A 25771-nucleotide genomic window follows, 5' to 3' on the forward strand; every position below is an offset into this window, starting at 1 on the left:
AAAAAATTACAAACCGGCTTTTAAGCTGGCTTCGATAAATTTGTCCAGATCGCCATCCAGCACCGACTGGGTATTGCGGGTTTCTACCCCGGTACGCAAGTCTTTAATGCGCGAGTCGTCCAGTACGTAAGAGCGGATCTGGCTGCCCCAGCCGATATCCGACTTGGTGTCTTCCAGCGCCTGCTTTTCGGCATTTTGCTTTTGCAGCTCAAACTCGTACAGCTTGGCGCGCAATTGCTTATAGGCATTGTCGCGGTTTTTATGCTGCGAGCGGTCATTCTGACACTGCACTACGATATTGGTTGGTAAGTGGGTGATCCGTACCGCTGAATCGGTGCGGTTAACGTGCTGACCACCGGCACCCGAGGCGCGGTAGGTATCAATACGTAAGTCTGCCGGGTTAATTTCGATTTCGATATCGTCATCGATTTCCGGCGACACAAATACCGAGGCAAAAGACGTATGGCGGCGGTTACCGGAGTCAAACGGGCTCTTACGCACCAGGCGGTGTACGCCGGTTTCGGTACGTAGCCAACCGTAGGCGTATTCACCGGTAAACTTGATGGTACAGCCTTTAATGCCCGCGACGTCACCGTCGGTCACTTCGTACAGCTCTGGCTTAAAGCCTTTATCTTCACCCCAACGCAGATACATCCGCATCAGCATGCTGGCCCAGTCCTGCGCTTCGGTACCACCGGAGCCAGCCTGAATATCCAGATAGCAGTCGTTCTGATCATGTTTGCCAGAGAACATACGGCGGAATTCCAACAGCGCCAGTTGTTTCTCCAGATCGGCCAGCTCAGCTTTGGCTTCTTCAAAAGTCGCTTCATCTTCAGCTTCGACCGCCAGTTCCAGCAAGCCCTGCACATCTTCCAGGCCCTGGTCCAGCTTGTCGATAGTACCCACCACCTGCTCCAGCGCCGAGCGCTCTTTGCCAAGCGCCTGGGCTTTGTCAGGAGTATTCCAGATAGCGGCGTCTTCTAACTCGCGCGAGACTTCTTCTAAGCGTTCTTTTTTGCCATCGTAGTCAAAGATACCCCCGAAGCACATTGGTGCGTTCAGTAACATCTTTGATGCTGTTATATACCGGATTCACTTCAAACATGGGATAAACCGACCTGTAGGACGATAAAAAAATTGGCGCGGATTATAACAAAAAAACTGCCGCTACGGGCAGTTTTTAACAGCAATCTTCAACTGAGGCATGTTGCAGTGGGCTTACAGGCCTTCCATATACCGCACGATCAGCTGCAGGCTTTGTTGTTCGCGATATTCGTTAATATCCAGCTGATAGGCCAGCCGTACCCGCTGAATATTCACATTGGGCCAGGCTTTGTTATCGGCATTAAACCAGATCGCATCAACCAGCTTGCCGCCGGGGCCTTTAAGCAGCATTTTTAAATGCCGATCGGCCAGCATTTTCTGGCTTAGCAGCTGAAACTCGCCATCAAACACCGGCTCCGGAAAGGCCTGGCCCCAGGGCCCGGCATTTTGCAGCAACTGGGCAAAACTGAGCTCAAAACACTCCGCCTCCAGCTCGCCGTCGGTTAACACCATGGCGGTCAGTTGCTCCGCTGTCAGGTATTTTTTTGCCGTCAGGTTAAATGCCAGCGCAAAGGTATCAAGCTTATCTGCGCTAATCGTTAAACCGGCCGCCATCGCATGGCCGCCAAATTTTTTAATCAGCCCCGGATACTGGGTTGCCATCTCTTCCAGCACATCACGGATATGTAAGCCAGTAATTGAACGCGCCGAGCCTTTTAACTCGCCGTTATCCCCCTCGGCAAAAGCAATGGTCGGCCGGTGAAACTGCTCTTTAATGCGACCGGCCAGAATACCAATCACGCCCTGATGCCAGTCGTGCCGGTATAAACATAAGGTTTCCGGTAAGTTGCTGCCATCGAAGGAGAGCTGGCTCAGCAGTGCCTGCGCTTCCTGCTGCATACTTTGCTCGATACTGCGCCGCTCAGCGTTCAGGTTATCCAGCTCGGCCGCATATTGGCGCGCTAAACCTAAGTTTGGTGCCAGCAAACAACTGATGCCAAGCGACATATCATCCAGCCGCCCAGCGGCATTTAAGCGCGGTCCCAGTGCAAAGCCAAAATCACTGGCGGTCAGTTTGGCCGCATCACGATTGGCGACATCAATCAGCGCCTGAATACCGGGCCGGCATTTACCGGCGCGAATACGCATTAAGCCCTGATGTACCAGAATACGGTTATTGGCATCCAGCGGCACCACATCGGCGACGGTACCCAGCGCTACCAGGTCGAGCAATTCCGCCACATTCGGCTCGGTAAGCCCCTGTGTAGCAAAGTAACCCTGGTCACGTAAGGTGGCACGTAATGCCAGTAATAAATAAAACGCCACACCGACACCGGCCAGCGCCTTACTTGGGAAGTTACAGCCGGGCTGATTCGGGTTAACGATGGCATCGGCATCCGGCAGCGTATTGCCCGGCAAGTGATGGTCAGTAACCAGTACTTTGACACCGGCACGTTTTGCCAGTGCTACGCCTTCGATAGCGGAAATGCCATTATCAACGGTAATAATCAGCTCAGCGCCCTGCGCTACGACAATTTCGGCCAGCTCCGGCGTTAAGCCATAGCCATATTCAAAGCGGTTCGGTACCAGATATTCCAGATACTTAAAGCCAAAGGCTTTTAAGCCACTCATCAGCACAGCAGTGCTGGTGGCGCCATCGGCATCGAAGTCGCCAACAATCACAATACGTTGCTGGCTGGTCAGCGCCTCCACCAGCAGAGCGCTGGCGCGGTCGATATCTTTTAGTTGCGTAAAAGGCAGTAACGCCGAAGCCTGACGTTGTAACTCACTGGCACAGCTAACGCCACGGCTCAGATACAAACGGTGTAATACCGGGTGCAAAGCCGGATCCAGTACACTTTCAGCTTGCGCCGGTAATGGCCGGCGGCTGATCTGTTTTAGCTGCAAAGCTTAGCCTCCGCTACTTAGCTGTTGCAGTAAGGCCGCGGCTGGCATATAGCCCGGGATAATATTGCCATCCGGCAGGATCATCGCCGGGGTACCATTAATGCCAAAGAACTGACCCAGCGCGTACTGGCTGGCCACCGGGTTCTGACACATGGCTTTGGCAACAGTCTTATCGGCTTTTGCATTATCCATGGCAGCGTTTTTATTCTTCGCGCACCAGACATGCTGCATTTGCAAGCCGGTTTCCGAGCCGACACCGGCCCGCGGATAGGCCAGGTAGCGCACGGTAATACCGGCATTATGGTAGTCTTTCATTTCCTGATGTAGCTTGCGGCAATAGCCACAGCTTGGATCGGTAAACACATGCACCACATACTTCTCTTTTGGTGCCTTATATTCAATAACCTGATCTTTTTGCTCCAGCAGTTTTTGCTGGATTAGCGGTGCCATCAGCTGATCTTTCAGGTTAGTCGGTACCCGCTGCCCACGCACCGTTTGCCATTGCTGCAGATCCAGCACATTACCGGCAATCAGATAACGGCCATCTTCTGACATAAAAAACAGCCCCTGATCGGTCAGGACCTGAGCAACCCCGGGCATCGGCGACGCTTTGACTTCCTGCACATTTAGCCCAACTTCCGCCAGGGTTTTACTGATATTATCGTTCGCGCTAACCGCACTGAAAGGCAGGCTGGCGGCAAAAAGTACCGATAACAGGGTTTTAACTGACTTTTTCATAATGCTTCCCACTCCGCTAACCGCGCGGATGATGTTGTTGATGCAATTGCTGTAAGCGCGCCTGCGCGACATGGGTGTAAATTTGTGTGGTAGAGAGATCACTGTGCCCCAGCAACATCTGCACCACCCGTAAATCCGCACCGTGATTCAGCAAATGCGTGGCAAAGGCATGCCGAACCGTATGGGGCGACAAGGTAGCCCGGATACCGGCTACTTTCGCATAAAACTTAATCCGATGCCAGAAGGTTTGCCGTGTCATCAGCTGTTGCCGGCTACTGGGAAACACCACATCACTCAGCTGACTTTGTAGCGCCGGCCGTGCTTCTTTTAAATAGCGGCTAAGCCAGTACTGCGCCTCCTCGCCCATGGGCACTAAGCGCTCTTTACGCCCTTTGCCGAGCACCCGCACTATACCCTGCTGCAAATACAGTTGTTGCATCGATAGTGTCACCAGCTCGGTTACCCGGATGCCAGTGGCATATAACAGCTCCAGCATGGCTTTATCGCGAAACTGGATCAGTTCACTGATATCCGGCGCGGCCAGCAGGGCTTCAACATCCTGCTCCGACAGCGTTTTCGGTAAGCTGCTACCAATTTTCGGGTTAATCAGCTCAGTGGTTGGGTCTTGCGCAAGCTGCTGTTGTTGCACCAGATAACGATAAAAACGGCGCAGGCTGCTTAGTAGCCGCGAAGTGCTGCGCGGGTTAAAACCCTCGTCATAGCGTTTCGCCAGATAGCGGTTAATCAGATCGCTGCTCACTGCCGTAAGATGCGGTTGTCCCTGTTGCTGGCAAAAACGGGCGAAATGTTTCAGATCCGTGCCATAAGCACTTAGCGTATGCACGCTGGCGGCCTGCTCCAGTTCCAGTTGTTCCTGAAACTGTTGGATCAGATGCAGATTTTCGGCGGACAGCGGCGGTGTTGGCATGAGTTTTCTTTCTTAACTAATTGACGCTAGTGTAACGGAGGCCCCCCTTAGGGAACAAGGGTTCTGATCTGCCAGCGAGCGGCAGCTACCCCTGCTTGCTGATGGGCGCAAGGCGCATATTATGCTAAACTGGCGCCCGTTTTTAGCATGTCATAACACTCTCGATAAAAAGGTCTGCCAGATGAAGATTGGCTTGTTTTACGGCTCAACCACCTGTTACACCGAAATGGTGGCAGAAAAAATTCAGGCGCTGATTGGCCCGGAATATGTGGCGCTGCATAACTTAAAAGATACGCCGTTAACTGCGATGGCCGACTATGACATCCTGATCCTCGGCTTGTCGACCTGGGACTTTGGCGAAATTCAGGAAGACTGGGAAGCGCACTGGCCCGAGATTAATCAGGTGGATCTGAGCGGTAAAACCATCGCGCTGTATGGCATGGGCGATCAGCTGGGCTATGCCGAATGGTTTCAGGATGCGCTCGGTATGCTGCATCATGAAATCGCCAAACAGCAGGTAAAACGGGTTGGCTTTTGGCCAAATCAGGGCTATGACTTTATCGCCTCAAAAGCCGTCACACCGGATGGCGAGTGGTTTTATGGCCTGGCACTGGATGATGAAAATCAATACGAGCAAACCGATGCGCGGCTGGCGCAGTGGGTAGAGCAAATTTTGCTGGAGTGCGCTGCATAAAGCGGCTTTATTGAGCGCAGACTAAACCCAAACCCGCGCGCGGACATATAAGCTAGCAAGAGCAGACAAAGATGTCGTAACGAGGACCTTTAATGCAAGCTGTTAGCCTTTTCAAAGCGGCAAGCGTTGCCGCCATTGCCTTTACCTTGCTGCTGTCTTTAGCCGGATGCGCAAAAAAACCACCTGTGCCAGACGACAGTGTTTGGCAGCAGCAACTAAGTTTGCCATCGGTTAAAGCGTCAGCTGATGTTGTAAAGCAGCTGTCACAACAGGTTGAGGTGGTAAATTTCGACTGGTTGGATCAAAGTCGGGAGCGGATAGTACCGGCGCTGCTATTTAAACCCACAACACAGCAATCTGCCCAAGCACTGATTATTTTTTCCCATGGCTTAGGGGGCTCGAAAGAACGCTACGCTTATCTTGGCCAGTATTGGGCCAGCCAGGGTTATGCCAGCCTGCATTTGCAACATGACGGTAGTGACCGCAAAGTCTGGCGTGGTAGCCGGCTAACCTTGCCGTTTCGTTTAAAAGACGCGGCCGCTGCCAGTGAAGCGCTGGCCCGGGTGCAGGATGTGAAATTTGCGTTGGATCAGCTGTTAGCCTCGGAGTATGCCTTGGCTTTTGATGCACAGCAGATTGTGATGGCCGGCCATTCTTATGGTGCCAATACTTCGATGTTATTAAGCGGCGCTCAGGTCGAACAGGACGGTGTGCTGGTAAGTTTAAGAGATGAGCGCATTAAAGCCGCCATTTTGATTTCCGCGCCGCCGTTTTATAACGACCAACCGCTAGACAGCATACTGGCGGAAGTTAGGATCCCGACCTTACATATCACCACCACGGAAGACGAAATTCGGGTGCCGGGTTTCTACTCGTCACCGCAAGACCGCTTCGACTTGTTCAATGCCATGGCCAGTAACTATAAAGTGCTGGCGGTGTTCAGTGCCGGTAGCCACAATATTTTCTCCGGTTGGCGCCGCAACTCGGATAGTACCGCACAGCAACAGGTGATCAAGGCTGCAACCCAGGCGTTATCCAGCGCCTTTATCGAACGCCTGATTACCGGTGATGACCAGGCTATCCGGTTATGGCAACAACAACATCAGGCCGTGCTTGCCAACTTTGTGCATACGGATCTGCTGGTAAAGGCAAATTGATACCACCTAGGCCTGTGTTAAAACTTGAGATAAAAATCCCGCAGCAAATCACGATATTGCGCTGAGTAAACGCCAGCGCCATCCTGGATCAGTAAGCTTGCCGGCTCTGAGAAGGTCGCTGTGGTTGACCTGATCCAGCTTTGCAGATAACGACTCACCGGCTTGCCAGCCGTGGTTTGCACCTGACAAAGCCGCAAACACTGCCAACCGCGCGCGGTCGCCGCTGCGGTAAAAGCCGCCTGACTGGCGGCCGGCAACACCAAACTAAACTCACCTGCCGGTGCTAATAAACTGGCGGCTTTATCGAGTAAGGCCGCAAAGGGCAAGCTATCGGTATGCCTGGCATGTTGCCGCGTGGCATCCTGACTTGGCAGCGCATGCTGAAAAAAAGGCGGGTTAGAAATAATTAAAGCGTAACGCTCGGCGGTGCTATAGGTTAGAATATCGCCCTTTATCACGCGAATAGCGTCAGGCCAGGGGCTTAATGCCACATTAGCGGCAGCCTGGGCAGCGGCATGGGTATCCAGCTCCACTGCCGTGATCGGAATTTGGCCCCCGGTGCGCTGTGCCAGCATTAAACTTAAAATGCCACTGCCACAGCCAATATCCAGCATGGCGGGTGTCGCCTGTAACGCGGTGGGCAAAGCCGCCCAGGCGCCCAATAACAGCGCATCGGTGCCGACTTTCATCGCACAGTGCTGATGGCCGATATAAAATTGTTTACACTGAAAACCTGCTGACATAAGCCCTCCGGCGCGGAGTGTAACGCGCCAGCCGCTAATGTCACAATATAACAGCTTAAGGAAATAACATGAGTTTTGCCGAGTTCCAACTGGATGACGCCTTAAATCAGGCGCTGGAAAGTGCCGGTTTTGATCAGCCTACCCAAATACAGCAACTGGCGATCCCGCCGGCGCTGGAAGGCCGTGATCTGTTAGCCAGTGCCCCCACCGGTACCGGCAAAACCCTGGCCTTTGTGTTACCGGCGATTCAGTATCTGCTGGATTTCCCGCGCCGCGATCCGGGCTTCGCCCGGGTTCTGGTAATGACACCAACCCGCGAGCTGGCGTATCAGGTTTACGATACCTTTAAACAATTCAGCCAGTTCACCACGCTCAATGTCGGTTTGATCACCGGCGGTATCAATTACGGTAGCCATAAAGATACGCTGGAAAAGAACAACGATATTCTGGTTGCCACCCCGGGCCGCTTAATTGAATATCTGGATGCCGAGAGCTTTCAGGCCGATGAAGTCGAACTGCTGATCCTCGATGAAGCAGACCGTATGCTGGATATGGGCTTTATCGGTGAGATGAACCGTATTGTGCTGGAAGCGCGCCGTCGCCGCCAAACGTTCCTGTTCTCTGCCACCCTGGAAGGCGCTTCGTTAGAGCGCTTTGCCGAGAAGGCACTCAAAGAGCCGGAGCATGTCGAAGCCAACCCATCGCGCAAAGAAAAAGCCAAAATTTTGCAATGGTGCCATCTGGCCGATGATGCCAACCATAAGCTGGCGCTGCTCACCCATATTCTGAAGCAGCCCGACGTGAATAAAGCCATAGTGTTTGTCAAAACCCGCGAGCGCCTGGCAACGCTAACTGGTCAGCTGGAAACCGCCGGTATTAAATGCTGCTGGCTACAGGGCGAAATGCCGCAGGATAAACGCTTGCAGGCGCTGGCACGCTTTACCAATAATCAGGTACGGATTTTGGTAGCTACCGACGTGGCCGCTCGTGGGCTGGATATCGACGATATCAGCCATGTGATTAACTATGATATGCCGCGTAGCGCCGATGTGTATGTGCACCGCATTGGCCGCACCGGCCGCGCCGGTAAAAAAGGCACCGCGATTTCGCTGGTCGAAGCCCATGATATGGCCGTGGTTGGCAAGGTTGAGCGTTATACCGAGCAGCCGTTAAAGCGCCGGGTTATCGACGAGCTACGACCAAAACATAAAGAAGCCAAGGTCACCAAGAAAAAGAAAAAACCGGGCCGGGTTGCCGCGAAAAAGCTTGCACCGAAAGCCAAAAAGTAAGCTTTGTCACTTGCCATTATGCAGCCCGGCCGCGCTCTGCGCCGGGCTGCCCTTCGAAAAAACGCCTGATTTTCCGCCATAGCTGCTGCATTTATTCCAAAGTTATGCTACCAATAGGAATAAATTATTACTGATAAGCATGGTGCCGCTGATGGACAAACGACAATTTCTAAAACACAGTGCGCTGGCCTTAAGCCTGCTTCCGCTTACCGCCTGCGCTGTACCGGCTGGCGCAGCCACAGCCAGGCCGCAAGCTACTGGCCGCATTCTGCCAAAACCGCTGCGCAGGGGCGATACTGTGGGCTTAATCGCCTCATCGGCTGCCGTCGCGGATCTTGAAGATCTGGTGATCGCGCGCGAAACCCTGCAAGCCCTGGGTTTTAACGTAAAAAGCGGCCGCTTTTATAACGAACGCCGTGGCCATTTAGCCGGCAGAGATGAAGATCGCGCCGCGGATCTGAACGCGATGTTTGCCGATCCGGAGGTTAAAGCCGTGATCTGTGCCCGGGGTGGCTCTGGCGCAGCCCGCATTTTACCGCTGCTGGATTATCAGATGATCCGTCGTAATCCTAAGCCATTGCTCGGTTATTCCGATATCACCGCCCTGCATAATGCCTTGCTGGCACAGTGCGGCCTGGTCAGTTTTCATGGCCCGAATGGCATTGGCAGCTGGAATGCCTTTAATGTCGATCAGTTTGAGCGGCTGTTCTTTAACCAAGAGCTGATGCAATACCAGAACGAGCAGGATCTAAAAGGCGAGCTGGTGCAGCGCGAAAACCGTACCCGGGTTATTAGCGGCGGCAAAGCACAGGGCCAGCTGATCGGCGGCAATCTGACGGTATTAACGGCACTGGCTGGCACACCTTATCTGCCGGATTTTCAGGATAAGATTTTATTCCTCGAAGATATTGAAGAGCAGCCATACCGTATCGACCGCATGATGAGCACTTTAAAGCTAATGGGCGCGCTGGATAAAATTAAAGGCTTTATTTTTGGCGACTGTAACCGCTGTACTCCAGGCAATGGCTGGGGCAGTTTAACCTTAGATGAAATCTTTGCTGACTTTATTAAACCGCTCGGTATTCCGGCTTACCGCGGCGCCATGATTGGCCATATTCCAAAGCAGTTTATTGTGCCGGTTGGCGCTATGGCAGAAATGGATGCCGACGCCGGCACCTTCCGCCTGCTGGAGCCGGTGTTTCAAAATTAGCCCATATTAGCCTTACCTGCCTGATAAAAAGCTTAGCAAAAACCTGCTAAGCTTTTTACATTAAAGTTACACTTCGTTTGTTACCCGCCTGCTCTGGTAAGTCTGCTTACCAGAGTGTGTGTATTGGTGTGTGCAAGCTTGCGAAACGGAGCTATAATGAAATCCATAGATTTGATCAGGGAACTGAAATCTGCAGGCTGTGAACTAAAACGGCAAGGCAAAGGCAGCCATCAACTATGGTATTCGCCACTTACTGGTAAAACCTTTGTCGTTCCCCATCCCAAAGGTGCCTTACCTATTGGCACATTAAAAGCGATCAGAAAAGCCGCTGGTATATAACGAGGTAAACTATGTATTTTTCGGTGGGTATTGAACAACCAACAGATGATAAAACCGCTTATGGTCTAGTGGTGCCTGCGCTTTGTACCGCCGACTTTAGTTGTATCAGTGCTGCTGACAGCCAGGCAGAAATTGCGCCAGCTGTAACAGAAGCCATTATGATGATGCTGGAACAGCTTCAAGAGCAAGGCCTTGCACTAACCAACATTCAGGATCTTGGCCCGCTTAGCTATCAAAAGCAAACTGAGTATGCGTATTGTGACGGTTGGTTGCTGGTTTATATTGATCTGTCTAGTTTTGACGGTAAACCCAAGCGTATTAACATCAGTATGCCTGACACCTTGATCAGCCGCATTGATCAAACAGTGAAGAACTCACCTGATCGTTACCGTGATCGCAGTCACTTTTTGGCTACAGCGGCGCGGCATGAATTGGAGACGGCAAGCAATTAGCCATTCCGTTACAACACCAGCTCATAATGGTCACCGCCTTGCCCTGATACAGCTCCTGCTTGAGTACCTGCCAGCCCAGGCGTTGATAAAACGCCGTCTGATCTTCGGTAAATAAATACAGTTGCGTCAGCCCCTGCTGCCGGGCTTCTGTCATCACTTGCTGCACCAGCCATTTGCCAAGCCCTTTACCTCTTACCGAAGGTGCCAGATAAATATTGGCCAGCCAGGGCGATAACTCACGATTGGTTTGCATATCGTGCAGTAACAGCGAGGCGGTGCCTACCACCTGATGTTCATACACTACGACCCAACTGATCGGCAATTGCTGCTCATTTAAACTGTCGGCCAGATCGGCGGCAAAGTCGGCTTCGGTTTTTTCCGGAAACAGGGCGCCCCACTCCAGATAATGCCAATGCGCCAGCTCAGGGATCAGCTCAGGCAAATACTTAAGCAGGATCAGATCAGGACTGCTCATAGCATACCGGTATTAATACGCAAAAAAGACAGCGTCATAGCGCTTAGGATGACTCACACAGGGCCTTGAGTTTTTCCAGTGCTTTGGGCCAGGCTTGCTGCATAAAGCTTTCGTACTCCGCAGCCACTTCCTGCTCAACCTGCAGCTCTGTGATGTCGCCATGGCGCAGAAAACGGAAATTTTCGAAGGCTGGCGCCCAGCTTGTTACCTGTTCGCTGTCCAGATCATCACGCCCGGCATACACAAAACCCTGATGGCTGATTGACATAAACTCCAACGGCCGTACCTCGGCGATATGCGCGACCATGCCATTACCGTCGGGATCGAGAAAGCGTATCGTCTCACCTTGCCGCCATTCGCCCTGATAATAAGAGCCTTCGCAAAAAGCCGCCGTCCACTGCCGGTAAGCCTGTGGGTCAAACATCCGTTGCCAGACATGTTCGACTGGTGCCTTTATCACAATACTATGCTGGATGACTTTGACGTTACGCATCGGTTTTTCCTCTTATTATGCAATGCGAAGCCGGCGTTGAGTATGTGCACGCGGCTACGGATCCCGTCCGGAGTTGGTCAGCCAGATAAAAGTAGCACAGTGGCGCCAACTTGGGAATCTTAGCCTGCACTACTACACCTGACTCCGGTATGCTTGTCGTACCGGAGTCACATCTGCGATCTAGAGCAGAAAACCAATGTCGTCGTTTTGCCTGTGCCGCTGTATGGAACACGGATTTGATTTAGGGGAGATGGCACCAAGCCTTTGCAACAGCCCTGGCTACTGCACCTGACTCCGGTATGCTTGCCGTTAGGCTAGGTCTGATCGTAGTGACCACCAATAGCGAAGATATAAATAGCTTTTTCGTCGAACCGATATACCAAACGATCTTTCTGAGATATCCGTTTTGACCAGAGGCCGGAGAGATTATGCTTAAGTGGTTCTGGCTTCCCTAAACCTGCAGCGGGATTGTTTGAACGCAGCATTTCCCTCAGTAATTTGCACAATGCCTTGTGCAATTGTTTATCTTTCTCGCGCATAGCTTCATACGCTTCCCAAGTGTTGCCTTCAAAGACCAGTGATCTCATTCATTTGCTCTTCGGTCGGAATATAGCCTTTACCACTGTTGTGAGTTTCAAGGGACCTAGCAATCTGTTGCATCAGATTTTGGTTCTGCAGTATATAAAGCGTTTCTTGCTCGCGCTCCCAGTCATCGGCACTAATCACAACGAACGCATCTCCGGCCCTTCTCGTTACCTTGAGCGGTTCGTGTCTGTTAATCACTTCTTCTACAACACTCTTCATGTTGTCTCTAAATTTGTTTACGCTAATCGTATCCATAACGGCACCTTGATGTACGGACTTTCCGTACAAGTATATGTCAAGAGCCCTAACAAGACCAAGGATAGCGACAGCTTTTTCGTTCCGGCTTTGCCGCTACTGCGCCTGACTCCGGTATGCTTGCCGTACCGGAGTCATAATCTGCGAACTGGAGCAGAAAACCGATGTCGTCGATTTTCCTGGTGATGCTGCGTGTGAAAGGTAGGAAAAAGTATCAAAACCAACCACATCTTCAACGGTAGCCGGTAAATTATCTGTTTCCAAAATAAACAAACCCCATTAGCATCAGTTATACCAAAAATTAAGTGAACCGGGCCGTTCATCAGGAGTTTATCCGTCACTGAAAAGCGTGCCGGATAAAACTCTAAAGCGTTATATGTCAAGGAGAGTATCTTGGCCACGATATTAATCACTATTTTCTTACTTCTTTTCGCGGCTGCTGAATTGATTTTTAGGTTACGAATGAGAATGGGAGCAACTCCTGTCTGTTTTATAGTATTGTTTGTAGTAATTCTGCTTGGTGCATATGGGTATTTCTTCGAAAGTTCTCCCTATGGAATAGTGCAGCCTCCAATTAAGTATGCTTTGAGCAAAATTATTATGTATGGGAGTCCGATTATATTAATGCTTGTTGCAACCAGCTTTTTTAAGAAACCTTCATCACTCTTTATTCATTGGTTTGCAGGTGTTTTCTCAGCTCTTTATACGGCTCTTTTCCCTTTAATTGGCATATACACAGTATGCTCCTTAGGAATTGATTGCCTTTGAAGATGACGTATGACAAGTTACTAAATTTCGTTACGGCCAAAAAAAGCGTGGTCTCCACGGGACAGCCTAAACTGCGTTTCGGCTGCCCATTAGCAATGGTGTTATGTGCAAATGGAAGTTTATGTTTAAACTGATAATTATATTATTAATCTCAACTCATTTGTTATCTTGTTCTACCAATGATCATTTGCCCACTCCCATTTTAGAGACTGCTTTTCCTTATGAAGAACACGAAGAGTTTTTTCCTGATATAAAATTTCAAGTTGGATACTTTGGGAATAAAAAAGGGATGTATGGTTTTCAAATCGATGATAAAGAGTTAATGATTGCATCCAAAGATTTTGTAACAAAAGCAATAACAAAAAACAATCTAAAGTTAAAAAATTGCCCTAACGTAGTTGCTTTAATTGAAAAGTTAAAAAACTCCCTCTTAGACTCATCTAAAATGATTTTAGGATATAAACCTGTACAAGAAACGGATGTAATAATGCTTGATGGTTTATTTTACGAGTTGTATTGGGGAGGCCACGGAAGTAGCGCCATTACTCTTTCAGGTTTTGGTATCGCAGAGTATGAGATACCATGGATCAAAATAGCAGAAGAAATAAAAGTTAAGGCTCTGGAATGTGTTGCACATAACACATATGAGCCTTCTCGGAGTCAATAGGTAAAACCGCTCTTCTGGCCGCGTTAGCGGCCAGTTTGTTGTCCATCAGCAAGATAGACTGCTTCATCTGTCATCATGGTTGCGCCAAAGCGATATAATCACTATCGCAGGATGGACTCCGGTACGGCAAGCATACCGGAGTCCCGGATCGGGGTAGCGTTGAGATTAGTGCTGCTATCACTATCGCAGGATGGACTCCGGTACGGCGAGCGTACCGGAGTCCTAGGTTTGCTGTAGCGATGAGATTGGTGCTGCTATCACTATCGCAGAGTGGACTCCGGTACGGCGAGCGTACCGGAGTCCTGGGTTTGCGGTAGCGTTGAGATTGGTGCTGCTATCACTATCGCAGAATGGACTCCGGTACGACGAGCGTACCGGAGTCCTGGAGCGGGGTAGCGTTTAGAATGGCGCTACAGTAATAAAAACAACGCCTTAATTTACTCGGGTTTTGGCTAAGGATTTGTTGCTGTAGCAAAGCCGTCGAGCTGTTCAGCCCCGGGAGCATACATACAGTATGTGACCGGGGTGAACGGCGAAGACAATGCCGCTACAGTGACAAAGACAACGCCAAAATTATTCCCATTCGATGGTCGCTGGTGGCTTGCCTGAAATATCGTAAACTACGCGGCTAATACCATTGATCTCGTTAATAATCCGGTTCGACACCTTACCCAGCAACTCATATGGCAGGTGTGCCCAATGTGCGGTCATAAAGTCGATGGTTTCTACCGCGCGTAGCGAGATCACCCAGTCGTACTTACGGGCATCGCCCATTACACCCACTGATTTAACCGGCAGGAATACGGCGAACGCCTGGCTGACTTTATTGTACAGATCGGCTTTATGCAGCTCTTCGATAAAGATCGCATCGGCACGGCGCAGTAAGTCGCAGTATTCTTTTTTGATTTCGCCCAGTACCCGCACCCCTAAACCTGGTCCCGGGAACGGGTGACGGTACAGCATATCGTACGGTAAGCCCAACTCTAAACCGACTTTGCGCACTTCGTCTTTAAACAATTCGCGCAGTGGCTCGACTAAGCCCAGCTTCATATGCTCTGGCAAACCGCCAACGTTATGGTGCGATTTAATCACATGGGCTTTACCGGTTGCGGAACCTGCGGATTCAATCACATCCGGATAGATGGTGCCCTGTGCCAGCCATTTGGCATTGCTCAGCTTTTGCGCTTGTTCGTCGAACACTTCAACAAAAACGCGGCCGATAATTTTCCGCTTCGCTTCCGGCTCATCCACGCCGGCTAAGGCCGACAGGAAACGCTGTTCGGCATCGACTTTGATAATATTTAAACCAAAGTGATCGCCAAACATATCCATGACCTGCTTGCCTTCGTTGAGGCGCAGCAGGCCGTTATCAACAAAAACACAGGTCAGGTTTTTGCCGATAGCGCGGTGCAGCAGCATGGCGACCACAGAGCTGTCGACACCACCGGATAAGCCCAGGATCACCTGATCATCACCGATTTGCTGTTTTAAGCGTACGATGGCATCTTCAATAATCGAGGCTGGCGTCCACAGCTTGTCACAGCCACAGATATCCACCACAAAATGCTCCAGCATCCGCAGGCCCTGGCGGGTATGGGTGACTTCCGGGTGGAACTGTACACCGTAAAACTGCCGCGCTTCGTCCGCCATGGCGGCATGCGGGCAGGTTGGCGTTTGGGCAATCGTCGTAAAACCGGCCGGGATCTGTACCACTTTATCGCCGTGGCTCATCCACACATCTAACAAGGCATTGCCGTTGGCGCCGATATGGTCTTCAATTTTGGCGAACAGTTCATTTGGCGCCAGCACTTCGACCTGGGCATAACCAAACTCACGCTCCTCTGAGCCCTGCACCTTACCGCCCAGCTGCTCTGCCATAGTTTGCATACCGTAGCACACGCCCAGTACCGGCACGCCCGCTTCAAACACATAAGCCGGTGCCCGTGGTGAGCCGGCTTCGGTAACGCTTTCCGGGCCGCCGGATAAGATAATACCGGTTGGATTAAAATCGCGGATTTGGGCTTCGGTCACATCCCAGGCCCACAGCTCGCAGTAAACGCCGATTTCGCGCACCCGGCGGGCAATCAGCTGGGTATATTGCGAACCAAAGTCGAGGATCAGAATACGATGATGATGAATATTTTTGTTCATAGTAACCTTGTATGCTCAGGCGGCTGGCTTGCGCCAGCCGGATTCGGGTATTGGCTTAACGAAAACGCCAAGCTAACCTAAACGCTAAATTTACCTAACCGCCAACTTAACCCAAACGGTAGTTCGGTGCTTCTTTGGTGATCTGCACATCATGCACATGCGACTCGCCCATGCCGGCGGCTGTCACTTTGACAAAGCTGGGCTTGGTGCGCAGGGTATCGATATCCGGTGAACCGGTTAAGCCCATCGCAGAGCGCAGGCCACCCATTTGCTGATGGATAATGGTTTCAATCGGGCCTTTATAGGCCACACGGCCTTCGATGCCTTCCGGTACCAGTTTTTCCGCGTTGTTGCTGCCCTGGAAATAGCGGTCAGACGAACCGTTACGCTGCGCCATCGCACCTAACGAGCCCATACCGCGGTAAGATTTGTAGTAGCGGCCCTGATAGAGTTCAACTTCGCCCGGCGCTTCTTCAGTACCGGCAAACATCGAGCCCACCATTACACAGTTAGCGCCAGCCACTAAGGCTTTGGCAATGTCACCGGAGAAACGGATGCCGCCATCGGCGATAATGCAAACGTCGGTGCCTTTTACCCCTTCTACTGCATCAGAAATGGCCGTAATTTGCGGTACACCACAGCCGGTAACAATACGGGTAGTACAAATTGAACCTGGGCCGATACCCACTTTCACCGCATTGGCACCGGCTTCGGCCAGCGCCTTCGCGCCTTCTGCCGTTGCCACATTACCGGCAACAATTTGCAAATCCGGATACTGGGCGCGGGTTTGTTTAACGCGGTCAATGACACCTTGCGAGTGGCCATGTGAGGTATCAATCAGCAGGATATCAACACCGGCTTCTACCAGGGCGGCGATGCGCTCGTCAGTGCCTGGGCCTACGCCCACTGCCGCACCCACCCGTAACCGGCCTAATTCATCTTTACAGGCATTTGGCTTACTGGCGGCTTTGTAGTAGTCACGCACGGTGATCAGGCCTTTCAGTTTAAAGTGATCATCCACCACCAGTACCTTCTCGATACGGTGTTGATGCATCAGCTTCAGTGCCTGTTCGCGTGGGGCATTTTCATTTACCGTCACCAGACGCTCACGCGGCGTCATGACATCGGTCACTTTCGCCTGCAGATTGGCTTCAAAGCTCATATCCCGGCCGGTAACGATACCGACTAATTCACCCTGTTTATCCAGTACCGGAAAGCCGGAGAAACCATGCTGCTGCGCCAGTGCCTGCACGTCGCGTACCGTCATCTCAGCAGAGGCCGTTACCGGATCAGAGACCACACCGCTTTCGTACTTTTTCACTTTACGTACGTTGGCAGCCTGCTCTTCAATGGTCATATTTTTATGAATAAAACCGATACCGCCTTCCTGCGCCAGCGCAATGGCCAGCCGGGCTTCGGTAACCGTATCCATAGAAGCGGATACCATCGGGATATTCAGCGTGATTGAGGCGGTAAGTTTAGTGCGTAAATCCGCAGTGTGGGGTAAAACACTAGAGTGTGCCGGTACTAATAACACGTCGTCAAAAGTAAGGGCTTCTTTGATGATCCTGAGCATTGCAACAATCTCGCTTTCTGGGTGAAATGATAGGGAATGTTGCGGTGCAATTTTAGCGCAAAGCGGGCTTTAGGACAAAGGCTTTTTTTCTTTTTGTCAGGTAGCCCCACTCTGGGTACACTAGGGGCCTGATTGCTAAACTGAATGACGCTATGCAAAACCCGGATATTTATACGGTATCACGCCTGAATTCTGAAGTACGACTGACGCTGGAGTTGCAGTTTCAGCAGCTATGGCTGGTTGGCGAAGTGTCAAACTTTGTCGCAGCCGCTTCCGGCCATTGGTATTTTAGCCTCAAAGATCAGGCGGCACAGGTTAAGGTAGCGATGTTTAAGCAAGCCAACCGCTATGCCACTGTCAGGCCGCAAAATGGCCAGCAAGTGCTGATCCGGGCCCGGATTAGTGTTTATGAGCCGCGTGGTGAATATCAGTTGCTGGCCGAATTTATTGAGCCGGCCGGTGCTGGCTTGTTAAAACAACAGTTTGAGCAACTTAAAGCCAAACTGGCAGCCGAGGGCTTATTTGCCCCTGAACGGAAAAGGCCGTTACCTGCTAATCCGCGGCGTGTGGGGGTCATTACCTCGCCTACCGGTGCCGCCGTTCGCGATATTATTACCGTGCTGGCGCGCCGGGCGCCGGGCATTGAGCTGATTATTTATCCGTGTCAGGTGCAGGGGGAAACCGCCGCTGCTCAACTTCGAAATATGCTCAGCAGCGCGATAAGACGCAACGAAGTCGATGTCTTGATTATCGGCCGTGGCGGTGGTTCGATTGAAGATCTCTGGTGTTTTAATGATGAAGCCCTGGCCCGTGCCGTGGCCGAGTGTCCGATCCCGATTGTCAGTGCGGTGGGCCATGAAATTGATTTTGCGCTAACCGATTTTGTTGCCGATGTGCGGGCCGCCACGCCATCGGCCGCGGCAGAGCTGGTATCACCGGACCAAAGCCAGTATCTGACGGCGTTAACACAGCTGCAGCAACGCCTTAGCCGTGCTGTACGCCGGCAACTGGCGCAGCAGCAACCACGTTTAATGCAACTGCAACAACGGCTGCAGCAACTGCATCCACAGCGGCGGCTGGAGCAACAGCAGCAGCGGCTGGATGAATTGCAGCTGCGTTTGCAACGGCGGATGCAGCAACACCTGCAAACCGCGCGGCGGCAACACAGTTATTTACAACAAAGCTTGCAGCACTTATCGCCGGCCAAGGCCATTAAGCAGCAGCAACTGCAGCTACAGCAGCTGGCAAAGCGTTTACAGCAGGCGCAGTTGCAGCAACTAAAACAGCATAAATTCAATTTAATACAACTGAGTAAACAACTGCATACGGTCAGCCCTCTGGCTACTTTAGCTCGGGGCTATAGTATCGCCTTTGATGCTCAGCAACAGGTAGTTACTCGTAACTCGCAGTTAGCGCCTGGTGATAAAGTCACGGTTAAGCTGGCCGAAGGGGCCTTTGAAGCTGAGGTGAAAAAACTTACCACACAATAACCATAGCTAATAACAGTGCTGGCAACATTGGACACAGCTGCATTTGCAGCCTGTGTCCGCAGCGCTTATTTGCTTAGTTCGGGTTGAGGGAGGCCATATCAATTACAAAACGACGCGCTAAGTCGCCTTCTTTTAATCGACTAAAGGCCTCATTGATCTGGTCCATGCGAATCATCTCGCAATCAGGATAAACATCATGCTCGGCACAGAAGTTCAAAACTTCCTGTGTTTCAGCAATACCACCAATTAATGATCCTGCAATTCGCCGCCGCCCCATAATTAACGGAATGGTCATCAGCTCATTTAGCGGACCAACCTGCCCGACGATCACCAGAGTGCCATCAACATCCAGCAGCGGTGTATAAATACTTACATCATGTTTGACTGGTACTGTATCAATAATTAAATCAAAGGCGCTAGCGGCAGCTTTCATCGCTGCAGTATCAGATGAAATCAGCATGGCTTTCGCACCCATAGCGATGGCTTGTGCTTTTTTCTGATCTGAGCGGCTAATGACGGTTACCTCAGCACCCATCGCATGAGCCAATTTCACCGCCATATGCCCCAGGCCCCCTAACCCAACTACCCCAACCCGGCTGCCGCGGCCGACCTGCCAGGTACGAAGTGGCGAATAGGTGGTGATACCAGCACAGAGAATAGAGGCGGCCTTTGCCAGATCCATGTTTTCCGGAATTCGCAGCACAAACTCTTCCCGCACGACGATGTGCTTAGAGTAGCCACCCTGAGTAATAACACCATCAACACGATCCGGCGCGCCATAGGTCGGGGTGATACCGGTACGACAATATTGTTCCGCATGCTTTTCGCACTGATCACACTGCTGGCAGCTATCAACCAAACAGCCAACCGCCACCCGGTCTCCCTCTTTATAATGTACTACCGCAGATCCGACAGCCTGCACTCTGCCCACAATCTCATGTCCAGGGATTAACGGATACGGCTGTGGCCCCCAATCGCCATTTACAGTATGTAAATCTGAGTGACAGACACCACAAAATAAAATCTCAATGGCGACATCATTAGGCCGCAAGGCCCGCCGCTCAAAATGATAAGGGGCCATAACTGCATCAGTAGAAAAAGCTGCATAACCAATTGTTTTCATGTGATTTCATCCCAAGATTAGTTTAGATACTGCAGCATTAGCACTTTGCTTTTGCTCATCGCGCGAGTGCGGTGTTAGGTTGAAGAATAGAGGCCATACTATCAAACAGCAAGCTAACAGCGGCGCTGTTACTAAAATAACGACCCAGAATGTGCATGCCCGCTCTACGGTTTTAACGTTATACTGCGTTTATTAAAAAGCTGGGCGCCAGCTCAACCTCAGGGTAATGGTGGTAATGAGTATCACCCCAACCTGTTAAGTGACTATACGAGAACCCCAAAATGGTTAATCTAAAAATTGATCTTGTCTCCGATATCGCCTGCCCCTGGTGCGCTGTGGGTTATGCCCGCTTAGAGCGCGCTTTGGCCAGTCTGCCTGAACTTAAGATTGAACTGGAATGGCATGCCTTTGAGCTCAATCCTGATAAAAACGCGCCGCAAGAGCCGATCCTGCCAGCGCTAAGCCGTAAATACGGTAAATCCGAAGCCGAGATGCGGCAAAGTCAGGCTTACATTATGGAAGTCGCGGCAGAGCTTGGCTTAAATTTCAGCAAGATGCAGCAGCGCTTTACCTGCAATACCTTTGATGCACACCGGCTGGTGAAATGGGCAGAGACGCAAGGCCAGGCGACGGCAATGAAAATGGCATTATTCACCGCCTATTTTGGTGAGGCTGCCGATGTCTCCAGGCATCAGGTGCTGCTCGACTGTGTGGCTAAACTGGGGTTAGATGTGACAACGGCAGCGCAAATTCTGGCCTCAGATGCTTACAGCGAGCAGGTACAACAGGATATCGCCCGCTATTAGCATGCTGGCATTTCTTCCGTGCCGGCCTTTATTATCAATAATAAATACCTGATTTCCGGCGCCCAGGAGCCGCAACAACTGGCGGCAGCGCTGCGGCAAATTGCAGCCGAAACTCACTAATCAGTGTATGCCTGTTAACACCATTACTTTAAACCAACAACGCCAACCCTTAGATCATCTGAATACGGTATGGCTGTTCGGTTATGGTTCTTTAATCTATAAAGCGGATTTTCCCTATCTCGCTAGCCGGCCGGCCTGTATTTATGGCTGGCAGCGCCGCTTCTGGCAAGGTTCGCACGATCACCGTGGTACGCCAGAGGCACCGGGCCGGGTTGTTACCCTGGTGGAAGCGGCCGCTAAGCGCTGTGTCGGTATGGCGTATCAGGTAACACCGGATACCTTTGCCCATTTAGATCAGCGTGAGAAAAACGGCTATCTGCGCTTTTTTACCGAACTGCACTGGCTGGATAACGCAGGTCCCCACTCCACAGCGGATAGCTCAGGCATCGAGCAAGGCGTGGTCTATATTGCCAATCCGGATAATGCCGCCTATTTGGGGCCGGCACCGGAAGCCGATATTGCCAGACAGATTGCCGAAAGCCGTGGCCCGAGCGGCCCGAATAGCGAGTATTTGCTGCAGCTGGCACAGGCACTGCGCCAGCTTAACGAACAGGATGAACATGTGTTTAAGCTGGAGCAGCTGCTGTTAGATTTACCGCAGCAGCCAATAGCTTAAGGCTCAGTCCCGCTGAGCGTCAGCGCACTTAGCCAGGGCTCGGCATAACGGCCATAGCGCAGCTGAGCCTGAAAGCGGATTTTATGTTGACGATTGGCATCCCGTGGCAAGTGTTGCGCATAAGGCTTAGCCACATATAACGACTCCACCGCCAAGCGGTTTACCATTACCTCGGGCTGTTTTGCTGTTTTATCGTCCTGACACCAGGTATAGCTAAGCTGAATATCTGCAGGCACTAGCAATAGCTGACCGGCTGTCGGCCCACTATGTTTTGCCAGTGTTTGCTGTAATAAGTTGCGATCTGCGGCGGCATCAATCACAAAGAGGCGGGTTGCCTCCTCGCGGGCAACCCGCCATTGTTCTTCGGCACGTTGCTGCTGTTCCTGCCGGCGTTTTGCTGCTGCCTGCAGCCTGTCCTGTGCCATGCCAGCATTTAACTCCGCAGCCGCTTCTGCTGCCAGCCGTTGTTGTATCACAGCATAATGTTGTTCCGCTTGTTTCAGGTAGTCCTGATAACTCTGACCATTAAACTCCAGCAACACCCAGCCTGAACGCTGTTGCCGCTGATAGCCATCTGTGCAGCTACCGAATCGAAAACTGGCAAACTGCGGCTGCTGCAACCTTAGGATACGTTGTTGCTGTCGAGACAAATATTGCCAATCATCCTCGCTTGACGTTAACCAGGGCGTGGTCCAGGCTAGATTTAGGCGTAATGATGAATCTTCTTTGGCCATACCCCAGTGATATGGCATGTCAAGCTCCCGCTCACTCAGCGTCAGCTCAGCCACAACCAAACTGCGGTTTAGCCAGACTTTGCCAAGGATAAAGGCGTTGACGCCCAGTACGGTTATCACAGCCAACAGTAACAGCTTTTTTGCCACAGGCTTAAACATTGGCCACCTCATCTGGCTTGGCTGCGGTTTGAACCACCAGCCGTAACCGGTTAAAGATTAACAGTGCCAGAATGGCCGTCAGCCCCAACAGGAAAAAGAACAGGTACTTCGGTAACCAGTCCCACCACCAGTCAAAAAACTTGGTATACAGGAACAACGCAAAGAACACATTACCGGTGAGCATTAACTTTGCCGCCTGTTGCCGGATACCGTACAGCACCAGCAAGGCGCTACAGACAAAACCCAGCACCTGATACAGCCCTTCAATGACGCTATGCGACCAGGGTAAATAACTGACACTGCCCCAGTTCGCCAGGATCAGTATCGCGATAAAGAACACTACCGCCGCGAGGATCTGATAAATGGCAGCAAAACCATCGTAGTGCTGCTGCTTAAATTTAAGGGGTAACAAAAAGAACAACAGGCTGGTTAACAGAAAATGTTCCGGATATTCGCCGGTCGACACCCAGTAACTGCCCATCCAGCTGCCAAAGCGGGCGCCAAGAAAAATATAACTACAGAGCATACCCACAGCTAACAGTAACCGCAGGTTCAGTAAATACGCCAGCGTAAAGGCATAGAGCGCAAAGACAGCAAAGGCATTTGGCGATGCCGGCAAATTAAAAATACTGCCCAGCATGACGATATTCAGCACCCAGGCAGCGAAGGACACCAGAGCAGCCAGCTTGGCATAGTAACCACTGGCATCGATCCGCATGAGCCACCCAACCAGAGCCAGGCTTAACAGCGGCGCACTGATTAAAAGTCCGACCTGGGCTGCGGTACCAAAGAAACCCCAATACTGATAGAACAGAAAAAACAAACTGTAAGCGTAACAGCAACCACACCTTGCGGTGTGGCTGCTGATTAGTAAGGTAGGAGTTGTTGTAATTGCTCATGGGTATTGGCTTTGGGCAACTCTGTCAGCAACCGGCATAAGTAATCATAGGGTTCCAGACCATTGATTTTGGCGGTTTCAACCAGGCTGTATAGTGCCGCACTGGCTTGTGCTCCCGATTTGGTATTGGCAAACAACCATGCCTTGCGACCAATCACGAACGGTTTGATGGCGCGCTCAGCGCGATTGTTGTCGATATTCAACCTGCCATCATCCAGATAGCGCATAAGTTTGGACCACTGATTCAGGCTATACGTGATAGCAGCTCCCAGTAAACCTTCTTTCGTGACACTCTCGCTTGATTTATCCAGCCAGCTTTTGAATTGTTCTAACAGTGGCTTGGCTAGCGTTTGTCTGGCGTCATATTTCTTATCAGGCGGCGCGGTTTTTAATTTACTCTCCAGTGCATAGAGTTTCTGGATATGGTTAAGGGCCACATCCGCCTTACCCGTTTTGCCTTTGCCCTGCGCTTTTTGTGCTTCAACGAACTTACGTCTGGCATGTGCCCAGCAGCCGACTAAGGTTGCGTGGGTTTTCTCATATCCGGCATAACCATCAACCTGCAGATAGCCGGTAAACCCCGTCAGGAAGTCGGTGGGATGTTTACTGCTGCGACTATCCTGATAATCAAACAGCACCAGTTTGGGGCCAGTGCTTTGCTCTAAGCCACAGCCATATACCCACATATAACAGGTGCTTTTCTCAACGTCTAATACATTAACCGTGGTTTCATCTGCCCATAGCACCGGCTGTTTCAGAAGCTCGGCTTTCATTAACGCCAGTAGCGGTTTCAGTTTTTCTGCACAGGTTATCAGCCAGCGGCTCATCGTTTGACGGCTAAGCTCAATACCGGCCTGATTAAACAACTGCTCCTGACGATAAAGCGGCAAGCCATAGTGCATTTTGCTGCTGATGATTTGTGCCAGCAGACTCGGTGTGGCCATGCTTTTCGGGATAACCGCCGGTGGCACATCGGCAATCTTAATGTCCACCTTCATGCCATTGGTCTCACACTGCCGGCAGCTGTATTTCAGCCGCACGTTTCTCAGCACCCGGATTTGTGCTGGCACGAACTCGATTTGCTCACTAACTTCTTCACCCATTTTATGCAGCGCATGGCCGCAGCAAGCACAGGTTTTATCGTCAATGTCATGGATAACATCAACGCGCGGCAGCTCAGGGGCAATCCTTGGTCGGCGTGGCTTAGCGGCGGGTTTCTCAGCGCTCTCGGTCGTCTGAGTATCTGGCTCTGTCGCTACTGACTCGTCTTCAATAAGCTGTTCGGCCTCATTTAACACCTCGCCTTCACCTTCATAGGTTTCACTGCTGGGGCTAAATTTCTGGTACTTCTTCAGGTTGTAACGCTCGAGCAATTGCTGCAACTTGTCCGACAGTTGCTGGTTAACCCGCTCTAATTTGGCGATGCGTTTATCTTTTTGCGCCAGTTTCCGCTCAAGCTTTTGCGTCTGCTCAAGCAGCATTTTCTTGAGCAGTTCAACATCATCAGGTAAGGATTGAGGTGTCTTTTTCATGGCCGCTATTGTAACGGCCAATCGGGCTAAGTGCTTGGTAAGATTTAGATTGTTTTGGATGCGATCTACAGGATTTATAGCCGATCGGCATATCAACCGACGCTTTGGTAATGCAGTGGCTGATGTGCGGTGATTTTTTGAATATCGACACCTTGCAACAGCCAATGCCACTGCTGCTCGCTAATGGCTAACACTTTACCTGGCATTTGCCGTGGCCAGCGAAACTTGTCTTTTTCAAGCCGTTTGTACCACAGGCAAAAGCCGGTGCTATCCCAGTACAGCACTTTTAACCGGGTGCGCTGCTGATTACAGAACACAAACAGCGCGCCACTAAAGGGCGAGAGCTGCATCTCTTGCTCGACCAGCAACGATAAGCCATTAATGGATTTACGAAAGTCGACTGGCTGTTTATGCAAATAGACCTGGGGCACATCGAGGAACATTTTCATAGTTAAAGCGCTCTGAGCAAGGCAGCTAACCACAGCGCATCGGTGCCGGCTGGAAACTGCAATTCCACATCACGCTTGCGTAGTAAAATGGATTGATTCAGCTGCAAGCCCTGTGGCGTCAGCTCAATAAAGCCGCCGTCATTATCCTGAAGCGCCAACAATTGTCGCTTGCGATAACTAAAATACGTAGGAATGATGCCCTGGCGTTTTGCAAATTCAGTTTGGGTGAGACCACCTTTGGGCTTGCTCGGCAAATAAAGCCAACCATTGTTCTTTGGTGCGGTGCATGATGATTACCCTGACAGTTGATAGTGGCAGTCAGGGTAAAGTTGATCAGTTAGGATTGGAATGTGTGGTTGGCGTTACGCTTAC

At 51.2% G+C, this 25771-nt stretch carries 27 protein-coding genes and 1 pseudogene; 11 read left to right on the forward strand and 17 right to left on the reverse strand.

Annotated features, from left to right (window positions below; all coding sequences use genetic code 11):
- Positions 1-6: 6 nt before the first annotated feature.
- From prfB to xerD, 4 genes are all read right to left on the reverse strand, one after another.
- Positions 7-1105, reverse strand: a protein-coding gene (prfB, locus tag AJE_RS05420) for a peptide chain release factor 2 (RefSeq protein WP_162097744.1) whose coding sequence is annotated in 2 segments (ribosomal slippage) — positions 7-1029 and positions 1031-1105 — 1098 coding nt in all. Because the reading frame shifts where the segments join, the coding sequence is not laid out codon by codon here.
- 113 nt (positions 1106-1218) lie between these two features.
- On the reverse strand, positions 1219-2952 hold the full coding sequence (gene recJ, locus AJE_RS05425; protein WP_008950006.1) for a single-stranded-DNA-specific exonuclease RecJ: 1734 nt from the start codon (positions 2950-2952) through the stop codon (positions 1219-1221).
- Positions 2953-2955: 3 nt separating this feature from the next.
- The gene (gene dsbC / locus AJE_RS05430; RefSeq protein ID WP_008950007.1) at positions 2956-3690 is read right to left on the reverse strand and encodes a bifunctional protein-disulfide isomerase/oxidoreductase DsbC; all 735 of its coding nucleotides are present in this window, start codon (positions 3688-3690) and stop codon (positions 2956-2958) included.
- Between the two features lie 16 nt (positions 3691-3706).
- Positions 3707-4618 (reverse strand): site-specific tyrosine recombinase XerD, encoded by a 912-nt coding sequence (gene xerD / locus AJE_RS05435; RefSeq protein ID WP_008950008.1) that lies wholly within the window; start codon positions 4616-4618, stop codon positions 3707-3709.
- 181 nt (positions 4619-4799) lie between these two features.
- Between xerD and fldB the strand changes: the two genes are divergently transcribed.
- Together fldB and AJE_RS05445 are read left to right on the forward strand one after the other, a co-directional pair.
- Positions 4800-5312: a flavodoxin FldB gene (gene fldB, locus AJE_RS05440; protein WP_008950009.1), complete on the forward strand. Its 513-nt coding sequence runs from the start codon at positions 4800-4802 to the stop codon at positions 5310-5312.
- A 92-nt stretch (positions 5313-5404) separates the two neighbouring features.
- Positions 5405-6469: an alpha/beta hydrolase family protein gene (locus tag AJE_RS05445; protein ID WP_008950010.1), complete on the forward strand. Its 1065-nt coding sequence runs from the start codon at positions 5405-5407 to the stop codon at positions 6467-6469.
- A 17-nt stretch (positions 6470-6486) separates the two neighbouring features.
- Here AJE_RS05445 and AJE_RS05450 read toward each other — a convergent pair whose 3' ends face one another.
- Positions 6487-7212, reverse strand: a complete 726-nt coding sequence (locus AJE_RS05450; protein ID WP_008950011.1) for a tRNA1(Val) (adenine(37)-N6)-methyltransferase — start codon at positions 7210-7212, stop codon at positions 6487-6489.
- Between the two features lie 68 nt (positions 7213-7280).
- On the opposite strand from AJE_RS05450, the gene srmB reads away from it, so the two are divergent.
- From srmB to AJE_RS05470, 4 genes are all read left to right on the forward strand, one after another.
- The gene (gene srmB, locus AJE_RS05455) at positions 7281-8501 is read left to right on the forward strand and encodes an ATP-dependent RNA helicase SrmB (RefSeq protein ID WP_008950012.1); all 1221 of its coding nucleotides are present in this window, start codon (positions 7281-7283) and stop codon (positions 8499-8501) included.
- A 151-nt stretch (positions 8502-8652) separates the two neighbouring features.
- On the forward strand, positions 8653-9711 hold the full coding sequence (locus AJE_RS05460) for a S66 peptidase family protein (protein ID WP_237709312.1): 1059 nt from the start codon (positions 8653-8655) through the stop codon (positions 9709-9711).
- A gap of 156 nt (positions 9712-9867) precedes the next feature.
- Positions 9868-10050, forward strand: coding sequence for a type II toxin-antitoxin system HicA family toxin (locus tag AJE_RS05465; RefSeq protein WP_008950014.1), 183 nt, complete (start codon positions 9868-9870; stop codon positions 10048-10050).
- Between the two features lie 11 nt (positions 10051-10061).
- Positions 10062-10502, forward strand: coding sequence for a type II toxin-antitoxin system HicB family antitoxin (locus tag AJE_RS05470; RefSeq protein ID WP_008950015.1), 441 nt, complete (start codon positions 10062-10064; stop codon positions 10500-10502).
- On the opposite strand, the gene AJE_RS05475 is transcribed toward AJE_RS05470, so the two are convergent.
- From AJE_RS05475 to AJE_RS05490, 4 genes are all read right to left on the reverse strand, one after another.
- The gene (locus AJE_RS05475; RefSeq protein ID WP_008950016.1) at positions 10462-10977 is read right to left on the reverse strand and encodes a GNAT family N-acetyltransferase; all 516 of its coding nucleotides are present in this window, start codon (positions 10975-10977) and stop codon (positions 10462-10464) included. The two genes, AJE_RS05470 and AJE_RS05475, sit on opposite strands and share 41 nt — an antisense overlap.
- 43 nt (positions 10978-11020) lie before the next feature.
- On the reverse strand, positions 11021-11470 hold the full coding sequence (locus AJE_RS05480) for an SRPBCC family protein (protein WP_008950017.1): 450 nt from the start codon (positions 11468-11470) through the stop codon (positions 11021-11023).
- 314 nt (positions 11471-11784) lie between these two features.
- Positions 11785-12057, reverse strand: coding sequence for a Txe/YoeB family addiction module toxin (locus tag AJE_RS05485; protein WP_008950018.1), 273 nt, complete (start codon positions 12055-12057; stop codon positions 11785-11787).
- Entirely contained in the window at positions 12038-12310 is a 273-nt protein-coding gene (locus tag AJE_RS05490; RefSeq protein ID WP_008950019.1) for a type II toxin-antitoxin system Phd/YefM family antitoxin, read from the reverse strand. Before AJE_RS05490 ends, AJE_RS05485 begins: the two co-directional genes overlap by 20 nt.
- A 393-nt stretch (positions 12311-12703) precedes the next feature.
- Between AJE_RS05490 and AJE_RS05495 the strand changes: the two genes are divergently transcribed.
- Positions 12704-13078: a hypothetical protein gene (locus tag AJE_RS05495; RefSeq protein ID WP_008950020.1), complete on the forward strand. Its 375-nt coding sequence runs from the start codon at positions 12704-12706 to the stop codon at positions 13076-13078.
- Positions 13079-13199: 121 nt separating this feature from the next.
- Positions 13200-13745 carry a hypothetical protein gene (locus AJE_RS05500; RefSeq protein ID WP_138984199.1) on the forward strand — a complete coding sequence of 182 codons (546 nt, stop codon included), beginning with the start codon at positions 13200-13202 and terminating at the stop codon, positions 13743-13745.
- Positions 13746-14318: 573 nt separating this feature from the next.
- Here the strand turns inward: AJE_RS05500 and guaA are convergent.
- The gene (guaA, locus tag AJE_RS05505) at positions 14319-15896 is read right to left on the reverse strand and encodes a glutamine-hydrolyzing GMP synthase (protein WP_008608957.1); all 1578 of its coding nucleotides are present in this window, start codon (positions 15894-15896) and stop codon (positions 14319-14321) included.
- A gap of 106 nt (positions 15897-16002) precedes the next feature.
- On the reverse strand, positions 16003-17472 hold the full coding sequence (gene guaB / locus AJE_RS05510) for an IMP dehydrogenase (RefSeq protein ID WP_008950022.1): 1470 nt from the start codon (positions 17470-17472) through the stop codon (positions 16003-16005).
- A gap of 152 nt (positions 17473-17624) precedes the next feature.
- Between guaB and xseA the strand changes: the two genes are divergently transcribed.
- Entirely contained in the window at positions 17625-18962 is a 1338-nt protein-coding gene (gene xseA / locus AJE_RS05515; protein ID WP_008950023.1) for an exodeoxyribonuclease VII large subunit, read from the forward strand.
- Between the two features lie 73 nt (positions 18963-19035).
- On the opposite strand, the gene AJE_RS05520 is transcribed toward xseA, so the two are convergent.
- On the reverse strand, positions 19036-20085 hold the full coding sequence (locus AJE_RS05520) for an NAD(P)-dependent alcohol dehydrogenase (protein WP_008950024.1): 1050 nt from the start codon (positions 20083-20085) through the stop codon (positions 19036-19038).
- A 281-nt stretch (positions 20086-20366) separates the two neighbouring features.
- Here AJE_RS05520 and AJE_RS05525 point away from each other — a divergent pair, with 281 nt between their 5' ends.
- The gene (locus tag AJE_RS05525; protein ID WP_008950025.1) at positions 20367-20891 is read left to right on the forward strand and encodes a DsbA family oxidoreductase; all 525 of its coding nucleotides are present in this window, start codon (positions 20367-20369) and stop codon (positions 20889-20891) included.
- Positions 20892-21018: 127 nt separating this feature from the next.
- On the forward strand, positions 21019-21627 hold the full coding sequence (locus AJE_RS05530) for a gamma-glutamylcyclotransferase (RefSeq protein WP_008950027.1): 609 nt from the start codon (positions 21019-21021) through the stop codon (positions 21625-21627).
- On the opposite strand, the gene AJE_RS05535 is transcribed toward AJE_RS05530, so the two are convergent.
- From AJE_RS05535 to tnpA, 5 genes and pseudogenes are all read right to left on the reverse strand, one after another.
- Positions 21624-22520, reverse strand: coding sequence for a DUF4824 family protein (locus AJE_RS05535; protein WP_008950028.1), 897 nt, complete (start codon positions 22518-22520; stop codon positions 21624-21626). The genes AJE_RS05530 and AJE_RS05535 overlap by 4 nt on opposite strands.
- A complete protein-coding gene (locus AJE_RS05540; protein ID WP_008950029.1) occupies positions 22513-23343 on the reverse strand; it encodes a hypothetical protein in 831 nt (276 codons plus the stop codon). Before AJE_RS05540 ends, AJE_RS05535 begins: the two co-directional genes overlap by 8 nt.
- A gap of 44 nt (positions 23344-23387) precedes the next feature.
- Positions 23388-24950 (reverse strand): IS66 family transposase, encoded by a 1563-nt coding sequence (gene tnpC, locus AJE_RS05545; RefSeq protein WP_039928106.1) that lies wholly within the window; start codon positions 24948-24950, stop codon positions 23388-23390.
- A gap of 92 nt (positions 24951-25042) precedes the next feature.
- Positions 25043-25399, reverse strand: coding sequence for an IS66 family insertion sequence element accessory protein TnpB (tnpB, locus tag AJE_RS05550; protein ID WP_008950031.1), 357 nt, complete (start codon positions 25397-25399; stop codon positions 25043-25045).
- A gap of 2 nt (positions 25400-25401) precedes the next feature.
- A pseudogene (gene tnpA, locus AJE_RS05555) lies at positions 25402-25687 on the reverse strand (IS66 family insertion sequence element accessory protein TnpA).
- Positions 25688-25771 lie beyond the last annotated feature (84 nt).

Origin of the sequence: Alishewanella jeotgali KCTC 22429, from assembly GCF_000245735.1 — a bacterium.
GTDB classification, from domain to species: Bacteria; Pseudomonadota; Gammaproteobacteria; order Enterobacterales; family Alteromonadaceae; genus Alishewanella; species Alishewanella jeotgali.

Coding starts and splice junctions, on each gene's coding strand:
- dsbC (WP_008950007.1), bottom strand. CDS start 3,690: ATGAAAAAGTCAGTTAAAACCCTGTTATCGGTACTTTTTGCCGCCAGC.
- xerD (WP_008950008.1), bottom strand. CDS start 4,618: ATGCCAACACCGCCGCTGTCCGCCGAAAATCTGCATCTGATCCAACAG.
- fldB (WP_008950009.1), top strand. CDS start 4,800: ATGAAGATTGGCTTGTTTTACGGCTCAACCACCTGTTACACCGAAATG.
- AJE_RS05445 (WP_008950010.1), top strand. CDS start 5,405: ATGCAAGCTGTTAGCCTTTTCAAAGCGGCAAGCGTTGCCGCCATTGCC.
- AJE_RS05450 (WP_008950011.1), bottom strand. CDS start 7,212: ATGTCAGCAGGTTTTCAGTGTAAACAATTTTATATCGGCCATCAGCAC.
- srmB (WP_008950012.1), top strand. CDS start 7,281: ATGAGTTTTGCCGAGTTCCAACTGGATGACGCCTTAAATCAGGCGCTG.
- AJE_RS05460 (WP_237709312.1), top strand. CDS start 8,653: ATGGACAAACGACAATTTCTAAAACACAGTGCGCTGGCCTTAAGCCTG.
- AJE_RS05465 (WP_008950014.1), top strand. CDS start 9,868: ATGAAATCCATAGATTTGATCAGGGAACTGAAATCTGCAGGCTGTGAA.
- AJE_RS05470 (WP_008950015.1), top strand. CDS start 10,062: ATGTATTTTTCGGTGGGTATTGAACAACCAACAGATGATAAAACCGCT.
- AJE_RS05475 (WP_008950016.1), bottom strand. CDS start 10,977: ATGAGCAGTCCTGATCTGATCCTGCTTAAGTATTTGCCTGAGCTGATC.
- AJE_RS05480 (WP_008950017.1), bottom strand. CDS start 11,470: ATGCGTAACGTCAAAGTCATCCAGCATAGTATTGTGATAAAGGCACCA.
- AJE_RS05485 (WP_008950018.1), bottom strand. CDS start 12,057: ATGAGATCACTGGTCTTTGAAGGCAACACTTGGGAAGCGTATGAAGCT.
- AJE_RS05490 (WP_008950019.1), bottom strand. CDS start 12,310: ATGGATACGATTAGCGTAAACAAATTTAGAGACAACATGAAGAGTGTT.
- AJE_RS05500 (WP_138984199.1), top strand. CDS start 13,200: ATGTTTAAACTGATAATTATATTATTAATCTCAACTCATTTGTTATCT.
- guaA (WP_008608957.1), bottom strand. CDS start 15,896: ATGAACAAAAATATTCATCATCATCGTATTCTGATCCTCGACTTTGGT.
- guaB (WP_008950022.1), bottom strand. CDS start 17,472: ATGCTCAGGATCATCAAAGAAGCCCTTACTTTTGACGACGTGTTATTA.
- xseA (WP_008950023.1), top strand. CDS start 17,625: ATGCAAAACCCGGATATTTATACGGTATCACGCCTGAATTCTGAAGTA.
- AJE_RS05520 (WP_008950024.1), bottom strand. CDS start 20,085: ATGAAAACAATTGGTTATGCAGCTTTTTCTACTGATGCAGTTATGGCC.
- AJE_RS05525 (WP_008950025.1), top strand. CDS start 20,367: ATGGTTAATCTAAAAATTGATCTTGTCTCCGATATCGCCTGCCCCTGG.
- AJE_RS05530 (WP_008950027.1), top strand. CDS start 21,019: ATGCCTGTTAACACCATTACTTTAAACCAACAACGCCAACCCTTAGAT.
- AJE_RS05535 (WP_008950028.1), bottom strand. CDS start 22,520: ATGTTTAAGCCTGTGGCAAAAAAGCTGTTACTGTTGGCTGTGATAACC.
- tnpC (WP_039928106.1), bottom strand. CDS start 24,950: ATGAAAAAGACACCTCAATCCTTACCTGATGATGTTGAACTGCTCAAG.
- tnpB (WP_008950031.1), bottom strand. CDS start 25,399: ATGAAAATGTTCCTCGATGTGCCCCAGGTCTATTTGCATAAACAGCCA.